At 66.5% G+C, this 22,521-nt stretch carries 30 protein-coding genes, 4 tRNA genes and 1 riboswitch; of the genes, 19 read left to right on the top strand and 15 right to left on the bottom strand.

Features of this window, described 5'->3' with window-relative positions:
- Window positions 1-9 precede the first annotated feature (9 nt).
- On the top strand, window positions 10-738 hold the full coding sequence (locus AC5YGJ_RS06950) for an ABC transporter ATP-binding protein (protein WP_107233067.1): 729 nt from the start codon (window positions 10-12) through the stop codon (window positions 736-738).
- The gene (locus AC5YGJ_RS06945; RefSeq protein WP_496186131.1) at window positions 735-1,682 is read left to right on the top strand and encodes an efflux RND transporter periplasmic adaptor subunit; all 948 of its coding nucleotides are present in this window, start codon (window positions 735-737) and stop codon (window positions 1,680-1,682) included. The genes AC5YGJ_RS06950 and AC5YGJ_RS06945 overlap by 4 nt, the downstream gene beginning before the upstream one ends.
- On the opposite strand, the gene AC5YGJ_RS06940 is transcribed toward AC5YGJ_RS06945, so the two are convergent.
- The 3 genes from AC5YGJ_RS06940 to AC5YGJ_RS06930 all read right to left on the bottom strand — a co-directional run bounded on the left by AC5YGJ_RS06940 (window position 1,659) and on the right by AC5YGJ_RS06930 (window position 3,092).
- Complete coding sequence (locus AC5YGJ_RS06940; RefSeq protein WP_496186130.1) at window positions 1,659-2,099, bottom strand: hypothetical protein; 441 nt, start codon at window positions 2,097-2,099, stop codon at window positions 1,659-1,661. The two genes, AC5YGJ_RS06945 and AC5YGJ_RS06940, sit on opposite strands and share 24 nt — an antisense overlap.
- Before the next feature lie 107 nt (window positions 2,100-2,206).
- On the bottom strand, window positions 2,207-2,650 hold the full coding sequence (locus AC5YGJ_RS06935; RefSeq protein ID WP_496186129.1) for a hypothetical protein: 444 nt from the start codon (window positions 2,648-2,650) through the stop codon (window positions 2,207-2,209).
- Complete coding sequence (locus AC5YGJ_RS06930; protein WP_496186128.1) at window positions 2,643-3,092, bottom strand: hypothetical protein; 450 nt, start codon at window positions 3,090-3,092, stop codon at window positions 2,643-2,645. Before AC5YGJ_RS06930 ends, AC5YGJ_RS06935 begins: the two co-directional genes overlap by 8 nt.
- Window positions 3,093-3,173: 81 nt before the next feature.
- Here AC5YGJ_RS06930 and AC5YGJ_RS06925 point away from each other — a divergent pair.
- From AC5YGJ_RS06925 to AC5YGJ_RS06915, 3 genes are all read left to right on the top strand, one after another.
- Window positions 3,174-3,249: transfer RNA gene (locus AC5YGJ_RS06925), tRNA-Gly, on the top strand.
- 142 nt (window positions 3,250-3,391) lie between these two features.
- A tRNA-Gly gene (locus AC5YGJ_RS06920) sits at window positions 3,392-3,467 on the top strand.
- 66 nt (window positions 3,468-3,533) lie between these two features.
- Window positions 3,534-3,607: transfer RNA gene (locus tag AC5YGJ_RS06915), tRNA-Cys, on the top strand.
- 82 nt (window positions 3,608-3,689) lie between these two features.
- Here AC5YGJ_RS06915 and AC5YGJ_RS06910 read toward each other — a convergent pair.
- Complete coding sequence (locus AC5YGJ_RS06910; protein WP_496186127.1) at window positions 3,690-4,145, bottom strand: hypothetical protein; 456 nt, start codon at window positions 4,143-4,145, stop codon at window positions 3,690-3,692.
- A gap of 199 nt (window positions 4,146-4,344) precedes the next feature.
- On the opposite strand from AC5YGJ_RS06910, the gene AC5YGJ_RS06905 reads away from it, so the two are divergent.
- Entirely contained in the window at window positions 4,345-4,614 is a 270-nt protein-coding gene (locus AC5YGJ_RS06905) for a hypothetical protein (protein ID WP_057495854.1), read from the top strand.
- 16 nt (window positions 4,615-4,630) lie between these two features.
- Here the strand turns inward: AC5YGJ_RS06905 and AC5YGJ_RS06900 are convergent, their stop codons facing one another.
- The 4 genes from AC5YGJ_RS06900 to AC5YGJ_RS06885 form a co-directional block, all read right to left on the bottom strand.
- Window positions 4,631-4,903: a hypothetical protein gene (locus AC5YGJ_RS06900; RefSeq protein WP_496186126.1), complete on the bottom strand. Its 273-nt coding sequence runs from the start codon at window positions 4,901-4,903 to the stop codon at window positions 4,631-4,633.
- Between the two features lie 118 nt (window positions 4,904-5,021).
- Window positions 5,022-5,222: a hypothetical protein gene (locus AC5YGJ_RS06895; RefSeq protein ID WP_249844467.1), complete on the bottom strand. Its 201-nt coding sequence runs from the start codon at window positions 5,220-5,222 to the stop codon at window positions 5,022-5,024.
- 91 nt (window positions 5,223-5,313) lie between these two features.
- Complete coding sequence (locus tag AC5YGJ_RS06890) at window positions 5,314-6,390, bottom strand: alpha/beta hydrolase family protein (RefSeq protein WP_496186125.1); 1,077 nt, start codon at window positions 6,388-6,390, stop codon at window positions 5,314-5,316.
- Window positions 6,391-6,508: 118 nt separating this feature from the next.
- On the bottom strand, window positions 6,509-7,009 hold the full coding sequence (locus AC5YGJ_RS06885; RefSeq protein ID WP_496186124.1) for a DUF6265 family protein: 501 nt from the start codon (window positions 7,007-7,009) through the stop codon (window positions 6,509-6,511).
- Window positions 7,010-7,142: 133 nt separating this feature from the next.
- Here AC5YGJ_RS06885 and AC5YGJ_RS06880 point away from each other — a divergent pair, with 133 nt between their 5' ends.
- Window positions 7,143-7,976 carry an AraC family transcriptional regulator gene (locus AC5YGJ_RS06880; RefSeq protein WP_249844464.1) on the top strand — a complete coding sequence of 278 codons (834 nt, stop codon included), beginning with the start codon at window positions 7,143-7,145 and terminating at the stop codon, window positions 7,974-7,976.
- A gap of 3 nt (window positions 7,977-7,979) precedes the next feature.
- Here the strand turns inward: AC5YGJ_RS06880 and crcB are convergent, their stop codons facing one another.
- Together crcB and AC5YGJ_RS06870 are read right to left on the bottom strand one after the other, a co-directional pair.
- A complete protein-coding gene (crcB, locus tag AC5YGJ_RS06875) occupies window positions 7,980-8,372 on the bottom strand; it encodes a fluoride efflux transporter CrcB (protein WP_107233120.1) in 393 nt (130 codons plus the stop codon).
- Window positions 8,373-8,454: 82 nt separating this feature from the next.
- A riboswitch (Fluoride riboswitch) is annotated at window positions 8,455-8,518 on the bottom strand.
- Window positions 8,519-8,554: 36 nt separating this feature from the next.
- Complete coding sequence (locus tag AC5YGJ_RS06870) at window positions 8,555-8,956, bottom strand: transcriptional regulator (RefSeq protein WP_496186166.1); 402 nt, start codon at window positions 8,954-8,956, stop codon at window positions 8,555-8,557.
- A 111-nt stretch (window positions 8,957-9,067) separates the two neighbouring features.
- On the opposite strand from AC5YGJ_RS06870, the gene AC5YGJ_RS06865 reads away from it, so the two are divergent.
- Window positions 9,068-9,277 (top strand): helix-turn-helix domain-containing protein, encoded by a 210-nt coding sequence (locus tag AC5YGJ_RS06865; protein ID WP_496186123.1) that lies wholly within the window; start codon window positions 9,068-9,070, stop codon window positions 9,275-9,277.
- A gap of 353 nt (window positions 9,278-9,630) precedes the next feature.
- Window positions 9,631-9,867 (top strand): hypothetical protein, encoded by a 237-nt coding sequence (locus tag AC5YGJ_RS06860; protein ID WP_249844461.1) that lies wholly within the window; start codon window positions 9,631-9,633, stop codon window positions 9,865-9,867.
- Window positions 9,868-9,876: 9 nt separating this feature from the next.
- On the opposite strand, the gene AC5YGJ_RS06855 is transcribed toward AC5YGJ_RS06860, so the two are convergent.
- Both AC5YGJ_RS06855 and AC5YGJ_RS06850 read right to left on the bottom strand, forming a co-directional pair.
- A complete protein-coding gene (locus AC5YGJ_RS06855; RefSeq protein WP_496186122.1) occupies window positions 9,877-10,926 on the bottom strand; it encodes a 4Fe-4S dicluster domain-containing protein in 1,050 nt (349 codons plus the stop codon).
- The gene (locus tag AC5YGJ_RS06850; RefSeq protein ID WP_249844459.1) at window positions 10,923-11,210 is read right to left on the bottom strand and encodes a hypothetical protein; all 288 of its coding nucleotides are present in this window, start codon (window positions 11,208-11,210) and stop codon (window positions 10,923-10,925) included. Before AC5YGJ_RS06850 ends, AC5YGJ_RS06855 begins: the two co-directional genes overlap by 4 nt.
- A gap of 178 nt (window positions 11,211-11,388) precedes the next feature.
- On the opposite strand from AC5YGJ_RS06850, the gene AC5YGJ_RS06845 reads away from it, so the two are divergent.
- Window positions 11,389-11,829 carry a group III truncated hemoglobin gene (locus AC5YGJ_RS06845; RefSeq protein ID WP_496186121.1) on the top strand — a complete coding sequence of 147 codons (441 nt, stop codon included), beginning with the start codon at window positions 11,389-11,391 and terminating at the stop codon, window positions 11,827-11,829.
- A gap of 44 nt (window positions 11,830-11,873) precedes the next feature.
- Window positions 11,874-13,283 (top strand): oxygen-independent coproporphyrinogen III oxidase, encoded by a 1,410-nt coding sequence (gene hemN / locus AC5YGJ_RS06840; protein WP_496186120.1) that lies wholly within the window; start codon window positions 11,874-11,876, stop codon window positions 13,281-13,283.
- Window positions 13,284-13,343: 60 nt separating this feature from the next.
- Here hemN and AC5YGJ_RS06835 read toward each other — a convergent pair.
- Window positions 13,344-13,430: transfer RNA gene (locus AC5YGJ_RS06835), tRNA-Leu, on the bottom strand.
- 131 nt (window positions 13,431-13,561) lie between these two features.
- Between AC5YGJ_RS06835 and AC5YGJ_RS06830 the strand changes: the two genes are divergently transcribed.
- The 4 genes from AC5YGJ_RS06830 to AC5YGJ_RS06815 all read left to right on the top strand — a co-directional run bounded on the left by AC5YGJ_RS06830 (window position 13,562) and on the right by AC5YGJ_RS06815 (window position 17,644).
- Window positions 13,562-13,996: a BLUF domain-containing protein gene (locus AC5YGJ_RS06830; protein WP_107233088.1), complete on the top strand. Its 435-nt coding sequence runs from the start codon at window positions 13,562-13,564 to the stop codon at window positions 13,994-13,996.
- Window positions 13,997-14,139: 143 nt separating this feature from the next.
- A complete protein-coding gene (locus AC5YGJ_RS06825; RefSeq protein ID WP_496186119.1) occupies window positions 14,140-15,426 on the top strand; it encodes a nucleotide sugar dehydrogenase in 1,287 nt (428 codons plus the stop codon).
- Window positions 15,427-15,481: 55 nt separating this feature from the next.
- Window positions 15,482-17,104 carry an FMN-binding glutamate synthase family protein gene (locus tag AC5YGJ_RS06820; RefSeq protein ID WP_249844393.1) on the top strand — a complete coding sequence of 541 codons (1,623 nt, stop codon included), beginning with the start codon at window positions 15,482-15,484 and terminating at the stop codon, window positions 17,102-17,104.
- Window positions 17,105-17,182: 78 nt separating this feature from the next.
- Window positions 17,183-17,644, top strand: coding sequence for a GNAT family N-acetyltransferase (locus AC5YGJ_RS06815; protein WP_249844392.1), 462 nt, complete (start codon window positions 17,183-17,185; stop codon window positions 17,642-17,644).
- 130 nt (window positions 17,645-17,774) lie between these two features.
- Here the strand turns inward: AC5YGJ_RS06815 and AC5YGJ_RS06810 are convergent, their stop codons facing one another.
- Both AC5YGJ_RS06810 and AC5YGJ_RS06805 read right to left on the bottom strand, forming a co-directional pair.
- On the bottom strand, window positions 17,775-19,022 hold the full coding sequence (locus AC5YGJ_RS06810) for a TIGR03862 family flavoprotein (protein ID WP_496186118.1): 1,248 nt from the start codon (window positions 19,020-19,022) through the stop codon (window positions 17,775-17,777).
- On the bottom strand, window positions 19,009-19,443 hold the full coding sequence (locus AC5YGJ_RS06805; RefSeq protein WP_249844390.1) for an FKBP-type peptidyl-prolyl cis-trans isomerase: 435 nt from the start codon (window positions 19,441-19,443) through the stop codon (window positions 19,009-19,011). Before AC5YGJ_RS06805 ends, AC5YGJ_RS06810 begins: the two co-directional genes overlap by 14 nt.
- Window positions 19,444-19,513: 70 nt before the next feature.
- Between AC5YGJ_RS06805 and AC5YGJ_RS06800 the strand changes: the two genes are divergently transcribed.
- The 4 genes from AC5YGJ_RS06800 to AC5YGJ_RS06785 all read left to right on the top strand — a co-directional run bounded on the left by AC5YGJ_RS06800 (window position 19,514) and on the right by AC5YGJ_RS06785 (window position 22,498).
- Window positions 19,514-19,879 carry a DUF6164 family protein gene (locus AC5YGJ_RS06800; RefSeq protein WP_249844389.1) on the top strand — a complete coding sequence of 122 codons (366 nt, stop codon included), beginning with the start codon at window positions 19,514-19,516 and terminating at the stop codon, window positions 19,877-19,879.
- Window positions 19,880-19,973: 94 nt separating this feature from the next.
- Entirely contained in the window at window positions 19,974-20,741 is a 768-nt protein-coding gene (locus AC5YGJ_RS06795) for a sulfurtransferase (protein WP_496186117.1), read from the top strand.
- 192 nt (window positions 20,742-20,933) lie between these two features.
- Window positions 20,934-21,929, top strand: a complete 996-nt coding sequence (locus AC5YGJ_RS06790; RefSeq protein WP_496186116.1) for an LLM class flavin-dependent oxidoreductase — start codon at window positions 20,934-20,936, stop codon at window positions 21,927-21,929.
- Window positions 21,930-21,997: 68 nt separating this feature from the next.
- Window positions 21,998-22,498, top strand: coding sequence for a pyridoxamine 5'-phosphate oxidase family protein (locus AC5YGJ_RS06785; RefSeq protein WP_249844387.1), 501 nt, complete (start codon window positions 21,998-22,000; stop codon window positions 22,496-22,498).
- The last annotated feature ends 23 nt before the right edge of the window (window positions 22,499-22,521 follow it).

The following is a 22,521-nucleotide window of genomic DNA, read 5'->3' as shown; positions in this document are numbered from 1 at the left end:
GGCTGGCCGATGACATCCACACGCGCCGTTGCGCCAACTCTGCAGGCCGACGCACTGGAGAAGGGCTTCCTGTCCGGCGATGTGCAGGTGCCGGTGCTGCGCGGCCTGTCACTGGACATCTATCCCGGTGAACTGACCTTGGTCTCAGGACCGTCCGGCTGCGGCAAGAGCACGCTGTTGTCGCTGCTGTCCGGCCTGTCGTCGCCCGATGGTGGTCGCGTACATGCGCTCGGCCAGGATGTGGGGCACATGAGCCGCAGCGAGGTGGAGCGATTCCGGCTGCATCATGTCGGGTTCGTGTTCCAGGGCTTCAATCTGTTCCCGGCGCTGACCGCGCTGGAACAGGTGCAGCTGCCCTTGGGCTACCGGGGCATGCGCAATCGCGATAGCGAACCGTTGGCGCGCAGAGCACTGGAAGAGGTCGGCCTGGGCCATCGCAGCCATATGCGCCCGGCGCAGCTGTCCGGCGGAGAGAAGCAACGCGTGGCGGTGGCTCGCGCCTTCGCCAAGTCGCCGACGCTGATCTTCGCCGACGAACCGACCAGTGCGCTGGATGCCGAGAATGGCCAGCGCGTCATCGACATCCTGCATCGTTACGCGCGTGCACATGGCGCCACTGTGCTGTGCGTGAGCCACGATCCACGCCTGATCCGGCATGCCGATCGGGTGATCGCCATGGAAGACGGCATGGTCCGTGATGACCGCCGCCAGAATGAAACCGTAGAGTCCGCCCCATGATCAGAACATCGCACCTGTTTTCGCTCGGCCTGGCCTTGTCCGCAGCGTTGCTGCTCGGCGCCTGCGCCAGGGAGGCGTCTGCGCCTGCAACCGCTCCTGCGGGCAAGACCGGCGATGCCGCCAACAAGGTCGCCGTTGCGCGCGGCATCATTGATGTGGAGGGTGGGCTGATTGCGCTCGCACCGCCGATGGACGGCTCGATCAGCGCAGCGCCGGTGAAGGAGGGTGCGCTGGTGAAGAAGGGACAGCTCCTGCTGTCGTTGGATGGTGCATTGCTGCAACAGGAGGTGGCGATGGCCAGCGCCGATCTGGCCTTGGCCAATGACCGGTTGAAGGGCAGCCAGGCGCAGTTGCGCGAACTGGAGCGTAACGCCGCCCGCCTGGCCACCGGCGCCAGCGAAGGCGTGTCGTCCAACCAGCAGGCCGATGCGGCCAAGCAGCAGCTGGCTGGCGTACGCGCCGATGTCGACGTGGCCGCTGCGCAGGTCGACATGGCCCAGCACAAGCTGGAATACGCCAGGCTGAAACTGCAGCAGATGTCGCTGACCGCGCCGGAGGCCGGCACCGTGGTCGGCCAGGTGCCGGGCCTCGGCGCCTTCGTGCAGGCCGGCAAGCCGACGATCTCACTGCTGCCGGCGCGCCCGCTGCAGGTACGTGCCGAACTCAGCGCGGCCTACGCCGATGCCGTGCAGGTGGGCATGCAGGCCACCGTGGTGCCGGACAGCGATGGTGCCGAAAACACCGGCACGCTGCCGTCCGCACGCGTGGTGCGCATCAGCCCGGTGTTCGCGCAGGCCCGCCTGCCTGAAGACGCAGGGCGTGGCGTGGCCAAGGTGGTGGAGTGCGTGCTCGAGTTCGATGGCGAGGCCAAGGCGCGCTTCGGCCAGCACGTGCGGGTGGAGTTCCGGAAGCAGGCGCAGTCAGCGGCTGAGCCAACGCCGTAGCCGAGGGCAGGCGGAGACCGGCACGATCACAAGCAGCGCCAGCAGCAAGATGGCGCTGGCGGCCAGCAACCAGGGCATGTGCACGCCGCGCACGGGCGATTGATGCATGGCCGACGCGCCCCACAGCAGGGTCCAGCCCAGCCACGGCAGGATGCCGATCAGCATCCGCAGCCACAAGCCATGGGATCGCCATGGCTGCAGCATCAGGCCCAGCGCGACGATCTCTGCAGCGATGATCAGTGCGAAGGTGATGACTGAGCCGATGGGGTAGGGCCCTGTGCCGGAATCGGTGTGGTGCAACTGCCAGTGATCGGGTTGAAATCCTGCATGGACGAGCGCGCAGACAAGCAGCAGCCAGATCAATGATGCGAGCAGCCAGAAGACATGGGAGTCGCGGAGTGCGTTGGGCAGGAGCACGATTCGGGCGTTCTTCGCTGTCGGACACTCGACCTTGCCGCTCAGGTCGGTAGCAATCCATGCAAGAGATCCGAAATTGAGCTGGCGAAGTGCTTGGATCGAATGCGCTACGGAGCGGTCCTCCCGGCCTTCTTCCCGTCGCGAATTCTTCGCAGGAGACTCACCGCCGACACCAGACACAGCGCCAGCAGCAGGCCGACGTCCAGCAGCAGCAACCACAGCAGGTGCATGCCGTGCACGGGCGGTTGATGCATCGCCGACAGCATCCACGGCACCGACCATGCCAGCAGCAGGAAAAAGGCGATCAGCAAGCGCAGCCACAGGCGTTTCAACCGCCAGGGCCGCACGATCAGCGCGGCCACCACCAGTTCAACGGTACCCAGCAGCGCGAACAGGACCACGGTGCTGGTCGGGTAGGGCAGTTCGGCGCCTTCCAGGCGGCGCAGCAGCCAGTAGTCGGGCGTGAAGCCGGCATTGACCAGTGCGGCGATCAGGGCGAGCCAGGTCAGTGCGACCAGCAGCCAGAACAAGCGGATGTAGCGCCTAGGCATCTGCGGTGTCCGTGCTGGGCAGCGAAGGTCCGGGTGATGAAAGGCGCCGGCTGGCGAAGATGGCAGCCGGTGTCAGCAGGCCAGGCCCGACGGTGAAATAGAGCATGCGCAGCGGATGGTTGTGCATCAGCGTCCAGGTGGCGAAAGCCAAAGGAATTGCCAGCACCAGCAGCTTGGCCCGCAGCGGCCGCAGCACGGCGATCAGCGGCTGGGCACCGATGAGCATCCAGAAGACATGGAACTGTGCGATGCCCAGGCCGATGTCGCGATGCGAAGTGAAACCGACGGTGTCGCGATACCAGCTCATGCCCAATGGAATAAGTGCCCACAACAGCAGCGCCACCAGCAGTTGCAGCAGCAGGGCGATCAGCAGGGGCATACCGCGAAGGAACATGGGTGAACCGGGCCGGGCGGGGCAGCGTACCCCACGGCGCAGGGCCATGACGGCATCGTGTGAAGACTGTTGACGACGTGAAGGAATTTGGACACAATAGCGCTCCTTCGACGCAGGTCGAATGAATCTGCGGGAATAGCTCAGTTGGTAGAGCGCAACCTTGCCAAGGTTGAGGTCGCGAGTTCGAGTCTCGTTTCCCGCTCCAGATTCTACAGGGCCCCGACAGGGGCCTTGTTTTTCTCCCGCCACGGCAAGGCGGGGCACGTTGAGCCACAAGGCTTTGCGCGCAGTCAGAAAGGTGAAATCGCTGGTGTGTGTTCCGGATTTCCGGTACCATGTCGGCTTATGCGGGAATAGCTCAGTTGGTAGAGCGCAACCTTGCCAAGGTTGAGGTCGCGAGTTCGAGTCTCGTTTCCCGCTCCATGTTCCGACAGGCCCCATCTTGGGGTTTTGTCTTGTCAGGGCTACGTTCCTGACGCGCAGTACGTTGGCCTCATGGCAGAGTGGCTATGCACCGGATTGCAAATCCGTTTACAGCGGTTCGATTCCGCTTGAGGCCTCCAATTGAAAAGCCCTGACTTCGGTCAGGGCTTTTTTGTTTTTATCCGGATGCCGCGCTCGTGCAGCACCTTGTCGATCGTCGACCTACGGCTGCGCCTGTATCGCGCAGGCATCCAGCAACGGCAGCAGGCCCTGCGTACTGAATGTGTTGCGTGCAACGCTGTCGCGCGCGGTAATGTGCTGGCCACCGGCACGGATCTGCTCGAGGATCACGGCGGTGTCGCGATCCAGGATGATCCTTCGATCATTTGCTTCCGGATGAGCATCCACCCTTACACCGATCCCGGTGTTGCCGACCTCACTGAATGACACGCCGATGGTGGGCGCCAGCCCTGGCTCGAAGATGAAGAATGGATAGGGGCGTGATGGGGTACGCGGAAAGATCGCGCATCTGCCGGCACTCTCGTCGGTGGCCTCCTTCCGCACCAGAGTCCACGCCGACGATGCGCCTGCGGGCGTACCGTCCTCTGCGCGAACCGGTTGCATGCCGAGAACGGCAACGATGGAGGCGGCCGTGATGAGCAGGAGGTAGCGATGCATGACGATCCTTGTCGTGGCGGCAGGCGATGGCCGCGGCCGAGTGGGCGTGCAGCATAGCCCGGCGGGCGCCCACAGGCCTGCTTTTCAGTCTCATTTCCCCACGACATGGCAAGGCGCTATGGTCAGGTTCCAAGTCTTAGGGAGCTGCAATGGCGAGCAAGGACATGAACGACCGTGACATGCAGCCGGCAGGCCGGCAATGAACAAATCCTCTGCGGAAGTACGCTGGCTGACGTTCCGGCTGATGAACGGCCAGTCGATCGGGCCGGACCGTTTGAAGGACGGATGGGTGGTCGCATCGGAAACCCGCCATTGCGGCGTGCGCCGCGAGGCCATCGAAGGTGCCGGCGTGGTCTACGCGCTGTATGCCCCGGCCAACCTGGCCTCGCCGCGCCGCGCGGAAATGCGCATGCGCGAATTCCTGATGAGCTCCGGCTACACCTTCACGATGGGCACACTGGGCGGCTGAGGCCGCCCGCTATCGGTTACGGACGCACGGTAAGGGCCTGGGCAAGCGTCCCGATCGGGCCGCGTGCATCGTGCAGCACCGTGCTGGTCAGGCCCAGGCCCTGCTGGCCGAACGACACCGGGGTGTCAAAGCCCAGCCATTCGCCTTCAGGCATGCCGAACAGGTGCGCGGTCAGGTCCAGGTTGGGGAAGGCCACAGTCCTGGGGTCGGCGCGCACCGCCATGCCGTTGGACAGGTCGAACTTGGTCGGCAGGTAGCGGGTGTCACTCAGTCGTTCGAAGAAAGCCATCGTGTGCGTTGCTTCAGCAGGGAGAGACGGCGGCAGGGGCGCTACCGGTCTCTGTATCGTAAGCGTTTGCCAACGTGGCGGGCTGAGCCGGCTCCCGCAGGAGCCGGCCGGACGCCGGTCAGGGAGACGGGCAATCCGTTTCACGGCACAGGCGGTACTCGGCGTCGCACTGCTCGGAGGTCTTGCCCAACGGTCCATGCGTCGCACGCAGGCATTGTTCGTACTTCAGCGTGCAGAAGTCGCAGGAATCTGCGGCGAAGGCCAGGCCGGTCACGGCCATGCCAAGGAGCATCACGGTCTTCAAGGTCGTCTTGATCATCACGTCAGTCCTTTGTCTGCCCGTCAATGGGCCAGGCCACCATAGCAGTCGGTGCCGCGCTGTCCCGCCGCACTGCGGCGCGATGCCGCGCTCAGCGCTGCACCGCCTTCAGCGCCTCGACGACCTGGGCATCGGAGAAGCCACAGTGACCTTCACCCACCGCAGGCAGCACCTGCGGCAACGGCGCAGCGCCGGCACTCTTGGCCAGTTGCGGATACAGCGTCTGCATGTGCGGCACGATGGTGGGATCGTTGTGGTTGAACTGGATCACCAGCGGCCGCTTCAGGGCGCCGGTCAGCGCCAGCGTGCTGCGCACCTTGGCCTGCGCGGCAGGCACCGCATCGAGGCGCTGCACGCCGGCATTGAATGCTGCGTCGTCACCGAAACCGCTGTAGTCCACGTTGCGGTTGCCGACCGGCAGGCCGCCGCTGCGCGTGGCCAGCTCGTGCAGGACCAGCGCATGCAGGCTGATGGTGCCGGCCAGTGCATCGGCGGAGACCTGCAACCGCTGCGCCAGCACTGCCGCGCGCGCGGGATCGCGTTGCAGGGCAAGGGCGATGCCTTGGTACAGCGCGCCCTGCGGCAGCGCTGCCGCTTCCCGCGAAACCAGGCCGCTGCGCGGCAGGCCTTCGGCGGCGGGGAAAAAATAATCGAATGCGACCAGTGTCGTCAGCAGGTCCGCCGCGATCTGCTCGCCGCTGAGGTTGGCGCCGCACAGCGAAACGCCGCCGGCGTAGTGCTGCGGGAAGCGCTCGAGGCTGCCGATGGTCACCGCACCGCCCATCGAGAATCCCAGCATCCAGGTATGGCGCACGTGCTTGAGTTCCCGCGCGGCGTGTTCGCGCAGGCGTTCGGTGTCATTGATCGCTTCGGCCACTGCCCAGCCCTGGTTGGAATACGCACTCTGCGCGACGGCGTAACCTGCGCCCAGCAGCGCTGTGGTGCTGTCATTGGCGGTCATCGGTGTGGTGCGTGGCACGCCCACGGGTTCATAGCCGTGAGCCAGCATCACCAGCTCGCCATTCCAGGTTGCAGGCACATCCAGCCGCCACGGCGCCCCCTGCAGTTCACCACTGAGTGTGCGTGGTGCCGTGGGCGGTGCCGCCAGCAACGATGTCGCAGGCAACAGCAAGGCGAGGGCCAGGGCATGTCGAAACAAGCGACGCATCGTAATCATTCCATCCGGGAACGGCGCCGAGCATAGATCGCGGCGCAACCTTGCGCGCGCTGCACTGCCGCAGGGATCGCAGCTCCACCATGCGTGATGGACACGAGGATGGAGAAGGTCAGCGCGCCGGCACCGGTCCACCACAGGCAACGCGGTGCATCGGGAAATCCACCGCCTGTTCCGGGTTGTCCTGCGCGACTTCGATACGCGCGTGCGCGCGCTGTTCGTCCAGGCGGCGATAGAGGATGCGCTGCGGGAAGTCGTTGGCCGGATTCTCGAACACGGCCTCGGTGTCATCGACGTGGGTGGCGTTGAAATCGGTGGGGTTCTGGCCGGAGGGCAGGGCGGTCAGCACCAGACGACCATCATCGTGCTGGCGCAGCTGCATGAACTCGAAGCCGACGGTGCGCCCGTCGCGCACGCTGCGGCTGCTGCCGAACAGCGTGCCGCCGGCCAGCGTGGACCACTGCTCGCCGGCGCCTTCGGGGTGACCATCAAGCTGCCAGCATCCGGTCAGCCAGGCCAGCTGCGCGATCTTCGGCGGAGAGGCCGCCTGCGTGTGGGCGGACGCGGCCAACAGCAGCAGCGGCAGCAGGATCAGGGCGATGCGGTTCGACATCGGTGCCTCCGTGCGTGAGATGTCCGGCGTGTATAGCGCCTGATCCATCGCCAGGCCAGTGTCGCCCCATACGGCGCTGATTCCGATACGATTTGTCGTATTGAACGCCATCTGCGTGATCTGGAGTCCTGTCATGGTTGACCGTCTCGCCATCCTGCTGGAGCGTTTCGCGGTCACCGCCTCGGTGTTCCATGCCGGTGCGTTGTGCGGCATCAACAGCCTGGAGGGCGAGGACGAGGCCGGTCAGTTGCACCTGGTAAGGAGGGGGCCGCTGCATGTCCGCCACGGCCAGCAGACCGTGCAGGTCGATGTACCCAGCCTGCTGCTGTATCCGCGCCCGATGCCACACCGTTTCAGCACCGATCCGCAGCGAGGTGCCGACATGGCCTGCGCGAACCTGCATTTCGAGGGCGGCCGGCTCAACCCGATCAGTGCGGCGCTGCCCGATTTCATCTGCCTGCCGCTGGCCGAACTGTACGGCGGCAATGCGGCACTGGAGTTGTTGTTCGAAGAAGCGTTCGAGCAGCGCTGCGGCCGCGCGGCGATGGTCAACCGCCTGTTCGAGGTGGTGATGATCCAGGTATTGCGCCAGTTGATGGAGGGCGGCGAGATGCGCGGCGGCCTGTTCGCCGGGCTGGGCCATCCGCGGCTGCGATTGGCGCTGGTGGCGATGCACGAAGCGCCGGCGCAGGCCTGGACGCTGGAGGATCTGGCCGAAGTAGCCGGGATGTCGCGCAGTGTGTTTGCGGCCAGCTTCCGCGAGGCGATGGGCACCACGCCGGGCCAGTACCTGCAGGGCTGGCGGGTGGGATTGGCGCAGCAGGCATTGCGTCAGGGCCGGCCGCTGAAGCGGATCGCCGATGAGGTGGGCTACGGCAGCGAAGCGGCACTGTCGCGGGCCTTCAAGGCGCATACCGGGCAGTCACCCCGGCAGTGGCGCGGGCAGGACCGCGCCAGCGCTGCCTGAGCCTCAGCCCAACGCCAACCGGGCCAGCTTCATGCCGCCGAACAGGCCGGCCACGCCCAGGGCCACCGAGCCGCCGGCATACAGCGCGGCCAACCCATGCTGGCCACGTTGCAGCAGCAGGCCGATTTCAAGCGCATAGGTGGAGAAGGTGGTGTAGCCGCCCAGGATGCCGGTGGCCAGCAGCAGGCGCAGCTGCGGCGAGGCGCCATTGCGCAGTGCGAAGGCCTCCACCACCACGCCCATCAGCAGTGCACCGCTGAGATTGATCAGGAACGTGGACCACGGCCACGGACTGCCCACGGCCACCCGTGCGCCGATCAGGTTGCAGGCGTGGCGCAGGCAGGCGCCGACACCGCCTCCGACGAAGACCAGAAGATAGTTGTTCAGTGATTGCATCGCATGCCTCGAGAGCGGGTTCGCGGTGTTGATGGCGAACGCCGAAGGCAGGCACGGCCTGCCATCGACGAACGCCACGTTCGTCCTGGCAGGAGCCATCAGCCTTCTCAGGCGGTTATCGGGGGAGCCCCATCCCCATCGCGGCCTATGCTACCAGCGCCGGCGTGCAAGCGTCAGCGCGTTCAGGACATCGAGGTCTTCAACACCCGGGCCACCTTGCTGCGGCTGAAGCCGTCCATCAACAGCTCGAACGCCAGCAGATCGAGTGCGGCGTGGCGACGGTGGTCGATCTCCAGGCCGTTCTCCTCGACCAGGTGGCTGACCAGTTCGTAGGCGTCCTGCCAGACATCCAGATGGGCCTGGCTGGGCACGTAGGCGTTGCCGCGTTCACCGACCCCACCGCCGCTCACCCCGTACAGCAGTTCGCGCGCGTCCAGCTTGGCCGCATCGGCGATGCGGAACAGCTGTTCGGCCTTCACATGGGCTGGGCTGACATGGTCGTTGAGCCAGTTGCTGATGGTTGCCGTCGTTGAATCGGCGGCACGGGCCAGATCGGCCGGGCGCGGGTGCCCGGCTTTCTTCATGGCAATGGCGAGTCGTTGGCCGAGAGTATTCATCTATGCAAGCCAGCTTAACGCCTGGATCGTAAAGAGGCCTTGTCGCAAGAATCGGTCTGATTAGCAGAAGGACCGATCATGACTGGATTCTGGAGCAAGCGGCAGGTGCGCGACCGGCTGGGCTTCCATACGGACGCCGAACTGGCGCACTTCTTTGGCATAAGCCGATCCGCAGTGTCGCAATGGCCCAAGGATGGCCCGATTCCTGCGTTGCGGCAGTACATCCTTCATCAGCAATACCCGAACCTGTTCCCGGTCGTCGAGGCCGCCGAACCCGAATTCGGGTGAGCTACGCCACAAGATGTCGTCTTTAGCGCGCTAAGCGTGAAACGCAAAGCATGCTTAGCAAAGTAGAGAAATTCGATGGAACTGGCTCTGCCCATTGGCAGTGCCTACTGAATTGGGGCCACCGGGTGACGGGCGTCGTGTCGGGTCTGGCCCATCCGGAGCCAGGGTGCTTCCGTATGCAGTTTTGTGAACGATTAATAATTTCGATCACGAAAGCGAGCGGATGTAATTGACCTGTCGTGAAATCTATGACTAATTGGAGTCAACCGGTCGTGAAGCCCGGGAGTCTTTCAGTAGCACGCAAGTGAGTCGGTAGACCGTCAACGATGCAGAACAAGTCCAACGGAGGTCGTATGGAATACGGCATGCATGGCTTGGCTGAACGGGTACGCCGCGAACTGGAAGCCAGCTATCACAAACACGGATGCGGTCCGGCGTTCTGGGATACCTACCAGCAGGTGCTGGACCGCTTGGTTCCGCAGGGGACCGAGCGTACCGAGGTCACCAACGAAATGGCGCTGATCATCGAACAGCTGGGCATCGTCCGACGTGCGCAGCTGGTTCCGCCGCACGCCAACGGGTCGCTTTGAAGCGTTGATTCAGAGCAGGCGCCAGGCGCCCCAGGCCAACAGCGCCAGCAGCATCGACAACAGAACCAGGGTACGGGGCCGCCATCCGCGCCGCGGCTGTCCTGCCATCGCCTGTGGACTGCAGTAGCGCACCAGGCCGGGACCGAAACCGGCCTGGTGCTGCTGCTGTGCGCAAGCTTCCAGGCAGGCGCCACAGGCCAGGCAGTCGGCCTGCGGGCCCTGGCGGATGTCCAGCTGCATCGGGCAGGCACGGACACAGGCCAGGCAATCGGTGCAGTCGCCCAGCCGGTTGTCGCTGAAGGTCGGCGTCGGCCCGGCCAGCAGCGGGTGCGCTGCACGGAATACGTAGTCCTGTGCGGTGGTCGGGTCGAGCAGGCCGCGACCACGGCCGAGCACGCCGCCCAGACCGGACGGGCGGGGCCCGCGCGGTTCCCCGCGTCGGGCGTCATACAGCATGCGCGGCGTGTACGGGTCGGTCAGCAGCGGCTGCGCGCGCGCGAACGGGCACAGCGAGCGGCAGACCTGTTCGCGCAGGAAGCCTGCATTGCCCCAGGTGGCAGCGGCGTAGAACAGCACCCAGAACGTTTCCCAGCCGCTCCATGCAGCGCGGGGCAGGGCGGTGACCAGTTCCGCGATCGGGCTGAACAGTCCGACGAAGGTGATGCCGGTCCAGAGTGACAGCAGCGCCCAGGCCAGTTGCGTGGCCGGGCGCGTGGCCCGGGCCGGCAGCAGCCGGCCCATGCCGTGGGCGATCCAGTCGAAGGCGCGCCGCCACAGCGTCTGTGGGCAGGCATGGCCACACCACACCCGCCCGGCGAGGTGGGTGAGCAGGGCCAGGCCAACGGCCAGCACTGCCAGCAGGCCGATCAGCACGCCGACGTCACCGGGCCAGAGGGTCCAGCCGAACAGGTCGAAGCGTCGCGCATTGATGTCCAGCAGCAGGGCCTGGCGACCGTCCCAGCGCAGCCACGGCAGCGCGTAGAACAGCACCAGCAGGGCGGCACTGAGCGTGCCCCGCCAGTGCCAGGGACGGGATGCAATGGCGCAGGTCGTGTTCATCCCAGCGGCAGCTCGTCGTCGTCGTCGCTGGGCAACGGTCGTTGCAGGTACCAGGTGACGGCGCTGGACAAGGCCGTCACCGCCCAGAACATGAAGAATCCTGCGGTATAGCCCAGCTCGCGGCTGATGGCCGTCCCCGGGAAGCTGATGGCCTGCAGCCGCAGCGGATCGACGAAGGCAAAGAACACCACGCTGGCCAGGCCGGCGGCGATGAAGCTGGGCCAGAGGATGGCGCCCCAGTGCTGGATCAGTTGCTGGCGGCGGTTGGGGGGAGGTCTGTTCATGCTGTCCCGGATCGAAAAGTGGGCGGCGCGTATACTTCGCCAGGTTGGCGCCGCATCCGCAGGGCATGCTTCCTGCAAGCATGGCAGCCTAGGTGCAGCCGAGTGCGCCGACATTGATCTGGATCAACGGCGATGCTGCTCTGCCGCGGCACACTGCCGGCACGCCTTGGGTACCCCGATGAACGCAACACCGCCGCCTGTCCTTCCTGTCGCCTCGCCCGGACTGTGCACCGAGCAGGAAGTGACCCGCCTGGTCCACGACTTCTACGCCCGTGTGCGCGAAGAGGAACGATTGGGTCCGGTGTTCGAAGCGCACGTGCATGACTGGCCGGAGCACCTGGCGCAGCTGGTCGACTTCTGGTCGGCGATGCTGCGCGGCACCCGCCGCTTCAAGGGTTCGCCGATGTCCAAGCACATGGCCATCGAACTGGACAAGGACCTGTTCGACCGCTGGCTGGTGCTGTTCCGGATCACCACCGCCGAGTGCGGCAACCTGCCCATGCAGGAGCTGGCCAACGACGTGGCCGCGCGCATCGGTGACACTTTCTGGAAGCGCTACCAGATGCTGCGCTGGCCGCAGGTCGGGCTGCCGGTGCTGGGATTGCCTGGCCAGGATTGATCTGGGTCAAGGCGGCGCCGTCCGTCCGGCGCGATGCTGGCGGCATGGACACGTTCTCTCCCGCTGCCGGCGGCCTGGCCTGGACCTTCGACCCCGATCTGCTGCGCCGGCACGACCGGCCCGGGCCGCGCTACACCTCGTATCCGACCGCGCCACACTTCCATGAGGGCTTCGACGCCCCGGCGCTGCGCCAGGCAATCGCCGACAGCAACCGGCAGGCCCGGGCCTTGTCGCTGTACGTGCATGTGCCGTTCTGTTCCAGCCCCTGTTTCTACTGTGGGTGCAACCGGATCATCACCCGCGACCGGGGGCGCGGGCACAGCTACGTGTCGCGTGTGCTGGCCGAGGCCGATCTGCTCGCATCGCAGTTCGAGGACGGCCGCGAAGTGATCCAGCTGCACCTGGGCGGCGGCACCCCGAACTTTCTCGATGCCGACGCGATGACCACGCTGGTGCAAGGTCTGCGTCGCCGCTTCGACTTCAGTGATTCGTCACAGCGCGATTTCTCGATCGAGCTCGATCCGCGCTTCATCGACGCCGGTGACGTGGCCATGCTGGCACGGCTGGGCTTCAATCGCGCCAGTCTGGGCGTGCAGGATTTCGATCCGCAGGTGCAGGCATCGATCAACCGGGTGCAGGGCGTGCGCCAGACGCTGGATATCCTGCGCGCCTGCCGCGATAGCGGTATGCGCTCGGTCAATGTCGACCTGATCTATGGCCTTCCCGGACAGACCCTGCAGGGGTTCGGCCGGACCCTGGAGCAGGTGCTGGCGCTGCGCCCCGATCGCCTGGCGGTCTACGGCTATGCGCACCTGCCGCACCTGTTCCGCGCGCAACGGCAGATCGACGAGCGCCGCCTGCCTTCACCGGAGGAGAAGCTGGCGTTGCTGGGCCTGGCGGTGGAGAGGCTCTCGGCCGCTGGCTACCAGTACATCGGCATGGATCATTTCGCACTGCCGGAAGAGGATCTGTCGCGCGCGCAGCGGGCCGGGCAGCTGCATCGCAACTTCATGGGTTACACCACGCACGCCGATACCGATCTGTTGGGGCTGGGCGTCAGTGCAATCAGCCACATCGGTGCCAGCTACAGCCAGAACCCGCGTGATCTGGCGTCGTGGGAGGAAGCAGTAGACCAGGGCCAGCTGCCGGTCTGGCGTGGCGTTGCGCTGAGTGCGGATGATCAGTTGCGCGCGGAACTGATCCAGCAGCTGATGTGCCAGGGCGAAGTGGACCTGCATGCGCTGGGCCAGCGCCATGGCATCGATGCCGGGCAGTACTTTGCCGAGGATCTGCGCTCGGTCTGGCAGTTGCAGGCCGATGGTCTGGCCGAGTGCCACGACGGCGTGGTGCGTGCCAGCGAGCCGGGACGGCCGCTGCTGCGGCTGCTGGCCATGTGCTTCGATCCTTACCTGCGCAGCGCGCACGAACAACCGCGCTATTCGCGTGCGATCTGAGCGTTTGCCGGTTCCGCGTGCGATGTCCCGAAGCGCGGACACCCTGCTGCGTTGCCATGTTGGTGCCCGGAGCCGGAATCGAACCGGCATGACCTTGCGGTCGGCGGATTTTAAGTCCGATGCGTCTACCAGTTTCGCCATCCGGGCGCGCAGCGCGGCGCCGATTGTAGCCCACCTGTGGCGGGCCGGCTGGTTCGACGCGGGGCGGTGACATGCTTAACTGCCGCTCCTATTCATGTCATAGTCCCGGCCATCGTTCCCAGGGGGGGAGCCACCTCATGTCGCTGCACGCGATTGCCTACGCCAGCCAGGCCCATGCCGAACTGCGGACAACCGACCTTGACCGCCTGCTGGCCGATGCCACGGCGTTCAATCGTGTAGCCGGCGTCACCGGCGTCCTGATGTTCGACGGCCGACGGTTCCTGCAATACCTGGAAGGCCCCGAAGACGGCATCGATTCGGTGTTCCCGCGCATTGCCAATGCGCGCAGCCACGGGCAGCTGCAGCTGCTGTGCCGCGCGCCGGTGGCGCAGCGAGCATTCCCGCGCTGGTCGATGGGCACGCGCCGGATCGACCCGGACCTGCTGACACAGATCGTCAATGCGGCCTGGCCCGGATTCCTGCACGGCAGTGGTGGCTTCGAGCGCCTGCGCCAGGCCTGGACCGGCGCCGATGGCGAACTCGAGCCGGCGGCGGTCGCACTGGGTTCATGAGGCCGCCTTGGCGGCAGGGCGCCGGGGCCGTTACGCTGTAGCCTTTCTGGCCTGGGTTTCCCCGGAGTGGTGCAGCGGATGAGTGTGTTGGTCGGAGCCATGGCAACGCGCGTGCCACCCCGCTGGTTGTGCGCGGTGCTTCGATGAGCGCGCCGCTGGCGGCGTCGGTCGCTCCTCGCTTCGCAGTGATCGGCCTGGGCTATGTCGGCCTGCCGTTGGCGGTGGCCTTCGGCCGGCACTGGCCGACGCTGGGGTTCGACATCGATCCGCAGCGCATCGCCGAACTCGGCCGCGGGCAGGACCATACGCTGGAGATGGAGCCCGATGAGCTGTCCAGCGCGCAGCAGCTGCAGTTCGGCAGCGATGCCGCGCAGCTGGACGCGGCCAATGTCTACATCGTCACCGTGCCCACGCCGATCGACGCCTACGAGCAACCCGACCTGGAGCCGTTGCGCTCGGCCTCGCGGCTGATCGCCAGCCACCTGCGCGCCGGTGATCTGGTCATCTACGAATCGACGGTCTACCCCGGCACCACCGAGGAAGTGTGCGTGCCGCTGCTGGAGCAGGGCTCGGGGCTCCGCTTCAACGAGGACTTCTATTGCGGCTACAGCCCGGAACGGGTCAGCCCCGGCGACCGCCAGCGGCGCTTGGCCGATATCCGCAAGATCACCTCCGGTTCGACGCCGGAGGTCGCCGCTGTCATTGATCAGCTGTACCAGCGCATCATCGCTGCCGGTACCTTTCCGGCACCGTCGATGCGGGTGGCCGAGGCGGCCAAGGTGGTCGAGAACATCCAGCGTGACGTCAACATCGCGCTGGTGAACGAGCTGGCCCTGATCTTCGACCGGCTTGGCATCGACACCCAGGACGTGCTGGACGCGGCGGGCAGCAAGTGGAACTTCCTGCCGTTCCGGCCCGGCCTGGTCGGCGGTCACTGCATCGGCGTGGATCCGTACTACCTGCTGCACAAATCGGAGAGCGTGGGCTACCACCCGGACCTGATCCACACCGCACGCCAGGTCAACAACCGTGTCGGCGCCCATGTGGCGGCGCGCGTGCTGGCGATGCTGGCAGAGCGCGGCCGTTCGCCAGCGCAGTCGCGCATCCTGGTACTGGGCGTGACGTTCAAGGAAGACTGCCCGGACCTGCGCAACAGCCGTGCGCTGGAACTGGCGCAGCGCCTGGGCGAGGCCGGGGCCGAGGTGGACGTCAGCGACCCCTGGGTGGGCCCGGCGGCACTGGCGCAGGCCGGTGTGCAATGGCTGGCCGAACCGGTTTCCGGCCGCTATGACGCGGTGGTGCTGGCGGTGGCGCATGCCCGCTTCAAGGCCATGGATGAAGCAGCCATCCGTGGACTGCTGGCACCGGGAGGCCTGGTCTACGATGTGAAATCGGCCTGGCCGCGCAACGTGGTTGACGGTCGGCTGTAAGCGCGCGCGACGGGCCGCGCGGTAGACTCGGTGGCAGCTGCAATCGAGGAACGCCATGCACCGGTATATCGTCTACCTGCTCGCCATCCTGATGTTTCCTGTCTGCCTGTGGTTGGCCACGTTGTGGCCGGCCTGGTACTGGGGCGTCGGCCTGACCGCCGCCATGGTGGCACTGGGAACCTGGGACCTGCTGCAGAAGCGCAGTACGCTGCGCCGCAACTATCCGGTGATGGCGCACTTCCGCTACGGGCTTGAATCGATCGGCCCGGAGATCCGCCAGTACTTCGTGCAGAGCGATCTGGAAGACGTACCCTTTTCGCGGCAGCAGCGCGCCTTGATCTATCAGCGCGCCAAGAACGAAATGGACACGGTGCCGTTCGGTACCCTGCGCAGTACCTACGCGGTGGACTACGAATGGATCAACCATTCGCTGGCGCCGACCGCCATCGCCAAGCACGACTTCCGCGTGCTGATCGGCGGCAACTGCGCCAAGCCCTATTCGGCCAGCGTGTTCAACATCTCGGCGATGAGTTTTGGCTCGTTGTCGGCCAATGCGATCCGCGCGCTGAACGAAGGCGCACGGCGCGGCGGCTTCTATCACGATACCGGCGAGGGCTCGATCTCGCCGTACCACCGCGAAATGGGCGGTGATCTGGTGTGGGAAATCGGCTCGGGCTACTTCGGTTGCCGCGATGAGAAGGGCGGCTTCAGCGAGGAGCGCTTTGTTGCCAACGCCACCCACGACCAGGTCAAGATGATCGAGATCAAGCTCTCGCAGGGCGCCAAGCCGGGCCACGGCGGCGTGCTGCCGGCGCCGAAGGTGACGGCCGAGATCTCGGTGACGCGTGGCGTTCCCATGGGCGTGGACTGCGTGTCGCCGTCGCGGCATTCGGCCTTCTCCACGCCGGTCGAACTGCTGCAGTTCGTGGCCCGCCTGCGTGAGCTGTCCGGCGGCAAGCCGGTTGGTTTCAAGCTGGCCATCGGCCATCCGTGGGAATGGTTCGGCATCGCCAAGGCCATGCACGAAACAGGACTGCTGCCCGACTTCATCGTGGTCGATGGGGCCGAGGGCGGCACGGGTGCGGCGCCGGCCGAGTTTGTCGACCATGTCGGCGTGCCGATGCACGAGGCGCTGCTGCTGGTACACAACACCCTGGTCGGCCTCGACCTGCGCGAGCGCATCCGCATCGGTGCGGCGGGCAAGATCACTAGTGCCTTCGACATCGCGCGCACCATCGCGCTGGGCGCGGACTGGTGCAATGCCGGGCGGGGCTTCATGTTCGCGCTGGGGTGCATCCAGTCGCTCAGCTGCCATACCGACAAGTGCCCGACCGGTATCGCCACCCAGGATCCGGCCCGCTGGAAACACCTGGATGCCCCGGACAAAGCCACCCGCGTGCACAGCTTCCATGAGCACACGCTGCATGCATTGAAGGAACTGTTGTGTGCGGCGGGGTTGAACGATCCGGCCGAACTGGGGCCCGAACACATCCTGCGCCGGGTATCGCCGGTGGAGATCCGTTCGCTGGCTTCGCTGTACCGCTATCTGGAGCCTGGCGAACTGCTGCACAAGGTGCCGGACCACGCGGTGTTCCATGCATTCTGGGCCGACGCACGCAGCGATTCGTTCCAGCCACCGCCGAAGATCCAGGCCCTGCGCGCCAGCAAGTCGCGATGACGTGTTGTTGCAGCGCCGAGCCCACGCTCGGCTGCCTTTCGGCAGCGTCGAGCTTGCTCGACTGTACAAGGAGACATCATGCAGTTCAGGACCGGTACCCTCGACGATGTGCCTACGCTGTGGGCGCTGCGCACGCGCTGCGTGCGTGAGACCTGCAGCAGCCACTATCCGCCGGAGGTCATCGCGCCGTGGTCGACGTCGCCGCCCCCGTCGCAGTACGCGCGCCTGCTGGGGCAGGGCGGTTGCGTGGTGGCCGAGGATGCGCAGGGCGTCCTGCTCGGATTCGGCGTCTTTGACTGCGACGCCAATGAAGTCGACGCGTTGTTCGTCGATCCTGGTCGTGGTGGCCAGGGCATTGGCCAGGCGCTGATGCTGCGGTTGCTGGCACTGGCCGATCGCGGGCGTGAGGTGGTGCTGTCGGCCTCGCTCAACGCAGTGCCGTTCTACCAGCGGCAGGGCTTCATCAGCGTGCGTGAGGAGAGCTACCCGCATCCCAGCGGTGTCGCGCTGGCGTCAGTGAGCATGCGCCGGCCGTGGTGACGTAGCGTCGAGCCTGCTCGACTGCTCTTGTAGAGTCGAGCCATGCTCGACTGCTGTTGATTCAAGCCGAGCATGGGCTCGGCTCTACCGCGCGAAGCAGTCGAGCAAGCTCGACTCTACCGGGCCAGTCCTACCGCCGGGCCAGCCACTCGATCACACCGTCGGCCGCACGCAGGCCGCTGGCATAGCAGGCGGTCAACAGGTAGCCGCCGGTCGGGGCTTCCCAGTCCAGCATCTCGCCAGCGCAGAACACGCCGGGCAGGGCACGCAGCATCAGGCCTTCATCCAGCGCCTCCAGGCGCACGCCACCGGCGGTGCTGATCACCTCGGCCATCGGCCGTGGCCGCTGCAGGCGCAGTGGCAACCGCTTGAGCGTGGCGGCGACGGCAGGCAGGTCGTTGCCCGCTTCCTTGCCGAGGATCTCAAACACCAGCGCGGCCTTCACCGCATCCAGGCCCGCCTGGCGGCGCAGGTGTTCGCCGAAGCTGCGGCCCTTGCGCGCGCGCGACAGGTCGGCCAGCAACCGCGCCTCGTCACGGCCGGGTACCAGATCCAGCCACAGCATGGCGTGGCCGTCGCGGTTGATGGTTTCGCGCAGGTCGGCGGCCAGGGCATAGACCAGGCTGCCTTCAATGCCGTAGTCGCTGGCCACGCATTCGCCCTGCAGCGACTGCGGCTGGCCGGCCAGGTCGATCCAGTGCGCGACCACCGGTTTCAGTGGGGCGCCGGCATTGCGCTGGGCGAAGAACGGGGTCCAGTCCACGTCGAAGCCGCAGTTGGCCGACTGCAGCGGCGCGACAGCCACGCCACGCGCCTGCAGGGGCACGACCCACGCGCCGTCACTGCCCAGCTGCGGCCAGCTGCCGCCGCCCATCGCCAGCACGGTGGCATCGGCGTGGACAAGGATCTCCTGCGCTTCGGTGGCAAAGCGCAGTGCACCGTCATCGCTCCAGCCGATCCAGCGGTGGTTGGCATGCAGGCGCACACCCTGTTCCTTCAAGCGGCGCACCCAGCCGCGCAGCAATGGTGCGGCCTTGCGGTCGACCGGGAATACGCGGCCGGAACTGCCCACATAGGTCTCTACGCCGAAACCGGCGGCCCAGTCGCGCAGTGCCTGGGCGTCGAAGCCGTCCAGCCACTGGCCCACGGCCGCGGCCTGCTCGCGGTAACGGCTGTCGAACAGCGGGCGCGGTTCGGAATGGGTGAGGTTGAGCCCGCCCTTGCCGGCGATCAGGAACTTGCGGCCGGGAGAGCCCTTGGCCTCGTACAGATCCACGTCCAGCCCGGCCGCGCGCAGGCGCTCGGCCGCGAACAGTCCGGCCGGGCCGCCGCCAACAACGGCAACCCGGCGCGGCGGGGTGGCATTACGGTTTGACATCGAGCAGCTCGACGTCGAACACCAGTGACGAGCCAGCCGGGATCGGGCCGACGCGGCGGTCGCCATAGCCGTAGTCAGGCGGGATCATCAGCGTACGCTTGCCGCCGACCTTCATCCCGGCCACGCCTTCATCCCAGCCGCGGATGACCTGGCCGGCGCCCAGCGCGAAGGTGAACGGCTCGCCACGGCTGACCGAGCTGTCGAAGGTCTTGCCGTGCTTGTTCCCGGTGCGGTTGTCGTATATCCAGCCGGTGTAGTGCACGGTGACCTTGTTGCCGGCGACGGCTTCGGCGCCGGTGCCGGCAACGGTATCGATGCGCTCGAAGGTGGTCAGGGTGCCGCCCGGCGGAGGGCCGGCCGGTTCGCTCGAACAACCAGCGGCGGTGAGGGACAGCAGCAGGGGAAGCAGCAGGCGGCGCATCGGGCGTCTCCGGGAGGGCGCAGGGCGAGGGCGGCAAGGGTAGCGCATCGGCGCCGGGTATCATGGGCGCATGGCAAAACTCCTGCTCAATCTGCGCAATGTCGGTGACGATGAATATGCCGATGTCTGCACCCTGCTGGACCAGCACGGCATCGCCTGGTACCGCACTGAACCCAGCCCCTGGGGCATTTCCAACGGCGGCCTGTGGCTGCGCGAGGATGCCGATCATCCCCGCGCCAAGGCGCTGATGGCCGACTACCAGGCCGAACGCGGCCCGCGCATCCGCGCCGAGCGCGAGCAGGCGCTGCGCGATGGCACTGCCGAGACCTTCGGCAGCCTGCTGCGGCGACGCCCGCTGTATGTAGTGCTGGTGCTGCTGGCGATGGCGGCCGCGGCGGCGCTGGTGCTGCTGCCGTTCATGCTGCTGCGCGGGTAAGGGGTCGGATCCCTCTGCTGGGCAGAGGGCTCTGACCCCTGAATTCGTGAACGCGGAATCTGACCCCGGCGCGCTCTGGCGCTAAAATGGCAGGATGATCGCCAATACCGCCGCCTACCATTTCGCCGTCATCGACGCTCCCCAGACCCTCTGCGACCAGCTGCTGGCGCGTGCCGAGGCGGCGGCGCTGCGCGGTACGATCCTGGTGGCGGGCGAGGGCCTGAACCTGTTCCTGGCCGGCGCGCCGGACGCGATCGAAGGGTTCTATTCGACGCTGCGCGAAGACGCGCGCTTCGCTGACCTGCGGGTCAAGACCAGCCTCAGCGAACACCAGCCGTTCGCGCGGCTGAAGGCCAAGGTGAAGGACGAGATCATCAGCTTCCGCCGCGATGACGGCCAGCCGCTGGACTATCCGCGTGCGCCGGCGGTCGATCCGGCCACCGTGCAGCGCTGGCTGCGGCAGGGCCATGACGACGCCGGCAAGCCGGTGGTGATGCTCGATACGCGCAACCTGCAGGAGATCGAGTACGGCACCTTCAAGGATGCGCTGGTGCTCCCGATCCACAAGTTCACCGACCTGCCCGAGGCGCTGGCGCCGCATCGCGAGGCGCTGAAGGGCAGCACCGTGGTCAGCTTCTGCACCGGCGGCATCCGCTGCGAGAAGGCCGCGCTGTGGATGGTCAACGACGGCATGGACAACGTGCTGCAGCTCGACGGAGGCATCCTGGGCTACTTCGAGGAAGTGGGCGGCGAAGGCTACGAGGGCCGCTGCTTCGTGTTCGACGAGCGCGTGGCACTGGATGCCGAGCTGAAGCCGATGGTCGACCGGCCGCTGGCCGAGCCGCGCCCCAGCGCGTTCTGACGCTTCTGCGGTAGAGCTGGCTGCTGGCCGGCTGCCACGGCGCCCTGCCTGCCGGCCAGCGGCCGGCACTACCGGATCAAGCGCTGCGGGCGCTGAGCCCGTCCCACGGGAATCAGCATCCCGCCACCGTCACTGGCCGTTGCGCCCGGCCGACCCCATCACAAGGGGAAACCTGTGACGGAATACCGCCTGATGATCCCGTTGTCGATCCTTGACCTGGCCCCGGTCTGCGAGGGCAGTGACACCACTGCCGCCTTTGCCAACATGCTGGAACTGGCCCAGCACGCCGACGCGCTGGGCTATCGCCGCTACTGGCTGGCCGAACACCACAACATGCCCGGCATCGCCAGTGCGGCCACCGCCGTGCTGATCGGCCACGTCGCCGGGGGTACCCGGCGCATCCGTGTTGGTGCCGGCGGCATCATGCTGCCCAACCATGCACCGCTGCAGGTGGCCGAGCAGTTCGGCACGCTGGCCTCGCTGTATCCGGACCGCATCGACCTCGGCCTGGGCCGCGCGCCGGGCACCGACCAGCCGACGGCGCGGGCCCTGCGTCGCTACTTCGACAGCGCCGACCAGTTCCCGCAGGACGTGCGCGAACTGCTGCACTACTTCGAACCGGTGCAGCCGAACCAGGCCGTGCAGGCTGTTCCCGGTGGCGGCCTGCGCGTACCGACGTGGATTCTCGGTTCCAGTCTGTTCGGCGCGCGCATGGCCGCGTCGATGGGCCTGCCGTACGCGTTCGCCTCGCACTTTGCGCCGGATGCAATGGACGAAGCACTGGCGGTGTACCGCCGCGAGTTCCGCCCCTCGGCCACGTTGAAGCAACCGCATGCGATGCTGGCCCTGAACGTGGTGGCCAGTGACAGCGAGGCGGAGTCGCGCCGCCTGTTCACCAGCCAGCAGCAGAGTTTCGTCAACCTGCGCCGTGGCCGTCCGGGCAGGATTCCGGCACCGGTCGACGACATTGAAACCTTCTGGGAGCCGCACGAGAAGCTGGGTGTGGAACGGGCGCTGGCCTGCACCGTACTCGGCGATCCTCAGCAGGTCGCTGAGGGCATCGCCGCCTTCGTTGAACGCCACAAGCCCGACGAGCTGATGCTGACTGCCAACCTGTTTGACCACCGCGCGCGCCTGCGTTCGTTTGAACTGGCCATGCACGCCTGGCACGCCCGCCACGCGGGCTGAACAATTGCGTCACGGTCCATTGCGCTCAAAGCGCGTCTGATGGGGGCCCCACACCGATGGAGCCCCCCATGGCCGACACCCGTGCCGAACACATCGCCCAGCTGGCCGAGCTGATCCAGGACGTGGAGGTGGCGATGTTCACCACCACCGGTGTCGATGGCCGCCTCTACAGCCGGCCGCTGGCCACCCAGCAGGTCGCCTTCGACGGTGACCTGTGGTTCGTGATCACCGCCGACAGCCCGAAGGTGGCCGAGATCGCGCTCGATCCGCAGGTGAATGTGGCGTATGCCTCGCCCTCGAAAAACACCTATGTGTCGGTGGCAGGACGAGCGCGCGTGGTCGATGACCGCGCGAAGATCGAAGAGCTGTGGTCGCCGGCGATGAAGCTGTTCTTCCCTGGTGGGAAGGATGACCCCAACCTGCGCCTGATCCATGTATGTGCCGATAGCGCCGAATACTGGGATGGCCCGGGCACGCTGCTGGGCAAGGCGCTGACGTTCGTGTTGTCGGCGGTGCAGGACGAACCAGCGGCGTTGGCCGACAACGGGTTCATTGATCTGCGTGGATGACGGACGTCCGATGTTGGTTGTGC

The organism is Stenotrophomonas sp. CS3K5, from assembly GCF_059515225.1.
This window is presented reverse-complemented; position numbering and strand designations above follow the sequence as displayed.

What these genes read in the sequence shown, in the direction of transcription:
- AC5YGJ_RS06805 (WP_249844390.1), bottom strand. Translation starts at nt 19,443, where the DNA reads ATGCGCCGCCTGCTGCTTCCCCTGCTGCTGTCCCTCACCGCCGCTGGT.
- AC5YGJ_RS06855 (WP_496186122.1), bottom strand. Translation starts at nt 10,926, where the DNA reads ATGAACACGACCTGCGCCATTGCATCCCGTCCCTGGCACTGGCGGGGC.
- AC5YGJ_RS06950 (WP_107233067.1), top strand. Translation starts at nt 10, where the DNA reads ATGACATCCACACGCGCCGTTGCGCCAACTCTGCAGGCCGACGCACTG.
- AC5YGJ_RS06865 (WP_496186123.1), top strand. Translation starts at nt 9,068, where the DNA reads ATGACTGGATTCTGGAGCAAGCGGCAGGTGCGCGACCGGCTGGGCTTC.
- AC5YGJ_RS06910 (WP_496186127.1), bottom strand. Translation starts at nt 4,145, where the DNA reads ATGCATCGCTACCTCCTGCTCATCACGGCCGCCTCCATCGTTGCCGTT.
- AC5YGJ_RS06785 (WP_249844387.1), top strand. Translation starts at nt 21,998, where the DNA reads ATGGCCGACACCCGTGCCGAACACATCGCCCAGCTGGCCGAGCTGATC.
- AC5YGJ_RS06810 (WP_496186118.1), bottom strand. Translation starts at nt 19,022, where the DNA reads ATGTCAAACCGTAATGCCACCCCGCCGCGCCGGGTTGCCGTTGTTGGC.
- AC5YGJ_RS06795 (WP_496186117.1), top strand. Translation starts at nt 19,974, where the DNA reads ATGATCGCCAATACCGCCGCCTACCATTTCGCCGTCATCGACGCTCCC.
- AC5YGJ_RS06820 (WP_249844393.1), top strand. Translation starts at nt 15,482, where the DNA reads ATGCACCGGTATATCGTCTACCTGCTCGCCATCCTGATGTTTCCTGTC.
- AC5YGJ_RS06885 (WP_496186124.1), bottom strand. Translation starts at nt 7,009, where the DNA reads ATGTCGAACCGCATCGCCCTGATCCTGCTGCCGCTGCTGCTGTTGGCC.
- AC5YGJ_RS06850 (WP_249844459.1), bottom strand. Translation starts at nt 11,210, where the DNA reads ATGAACAGACCTCCCCCCAACCGCCGCCAGCAACTGATCCAGCACTGG.
- AC5YGJ_RS06790 (WP_496186116.1), top strand. Translation starts at nt 20,934, where the DNA reads ATGATCCCGTTGTCGATCCTTGACCTGGCCCCGGTCTGCGAGGGCAGT.
- AC5YGJ_RS06870 (WP_496186166.1), bottom strand. Translation starts at nt 8,956, where the DNA reads ATGAAGAAAGCCGGGCACCCGCGCCCGGCCGATCTGGCCCGTGCCGCC.
- AC5YGJ_RS06890 (WP_496186125.1), bottom strand. Translation starts at nt 6,390, where the DNA reads ATGCGTCGCTTGTTTCGACATGCCCTGGCCCTCGCCTTGCTGTTGCCT.
- hemN (WP_496186120.1), top strand. Translation starts at nt 11,874, where the DNA reads ATGGACACGTTCTCTCCCGCTGCCGGCGGCCTGGCCTGGACCTTCGAC.
- AC5YGJ_RS06815 (WP_249844392.1), top strand. Translation starts at nt 17,183, where the DNA reads ATGCAGTTCAGGACCGGTACCCTCGACGATGTGCCTACGCTGTGGGCG.
- AC5YGJ_RS06945 (WP_496186131.1), top strand. Translation starts at nt 735, where the DNA reads ATGATCAGAACATCGCACCTGTTTTCGCTCGGCCTGGCCTTGTCCGCA.
- AC5YGJ_RS06845 (WP_496186121.1), top strand. Translation starts at nt 11,389, where the DNA reads ATGAACGCAACACCGCCGCCTGTCCTTCCTGTCGCCTCGCCCGGACTG.
- AC5YGJ_RS06860 (WP_249844461.1), top strand. Translation starts at nt 9,631, where the DNA reads ATGGAATACGGCATGCATGGCTTGGCTGAACGGGTACGCCGCGAACTG.
- AC5YGJ_RS06830 (WP_107233088.1), top strand. Translation starts at nt 13,562, where the DNA reads ATGTCGCTGCACGCGATTGCCTACGCCAGCCAGGCCCATGCCGAACTG.
- AC5YGJ_RS06880 (WP_249844464.1), top strand. Translation starts at nt 7,143, where the DNA reads ATGGTTGACCGTCTCGCCATCCTGCTGGAGCGTTTCGCGGTCACCGCC.
- AC5YGJ_RS06825 (WP_496186119.1), top strand. Translation starts at nt 14,140, where the DNA reads ATGAGCGCGCCGCTGGCGGCGTCGGTCGCTCCTCGCTTCGCAGTGATC.
- AC5YGJ_RS06900 (WP_496186126.1), bottom strand. Translation starts at nt 4,903, where the DNA reads ATGGCTTTCTTCGAACGACTGAGTGACACCCGCTACCTGCCGACCAAG.
- crcB (WP_107233120.1), bottom strand. Translation starts at nt 8,372, where the DNA reads ATGCAATCACTGAACAACTATCTTCTGGTCTTCGTCGGAGGCGGTGTC.
- AC5YGJ_RS06935 (WP_496186129.1), bottom strand. Translation starts at nt 2,650, where the DNA reads ATGCCTAGGCGCTACATCCGCTTGTTCTGGCTGCTGGTCGCACTGACC.
- AC5YGJ_RS06895 (WP_249844467.1), bottom strand. Translation starts at nt 5,222, where the DNA reads ATGATCAAGACGACCTTGAAGACCGTGATGCTCCTTGGCATGGCCGTG.
- AC5YGJ_RS06905 (WP_057495854.1), top strand. Translation starts at nt 4,345, where the DNA reads ATGAACAAATCCTCTGCGGAAGTACGCTGGCTGACGTTCCGGCTGATG.
- AC5YGJ_RS06800 (WP_249844389.1), top strand. Translation starts at nt 19,514, where the DNA reads ATGGCAAAACTCCTGCTCAATCTGCGCAATGTCGGTGACGATGAATAT.
- AC5YGJ_RS06930 (WP_496186128.1), bottom strand. Translation starts at nt 3,092, where the DNA reads ATGGCCCTGCGCCGTGGGGTACGCTGCCCCGCCCGGCCCGGTTCACCC.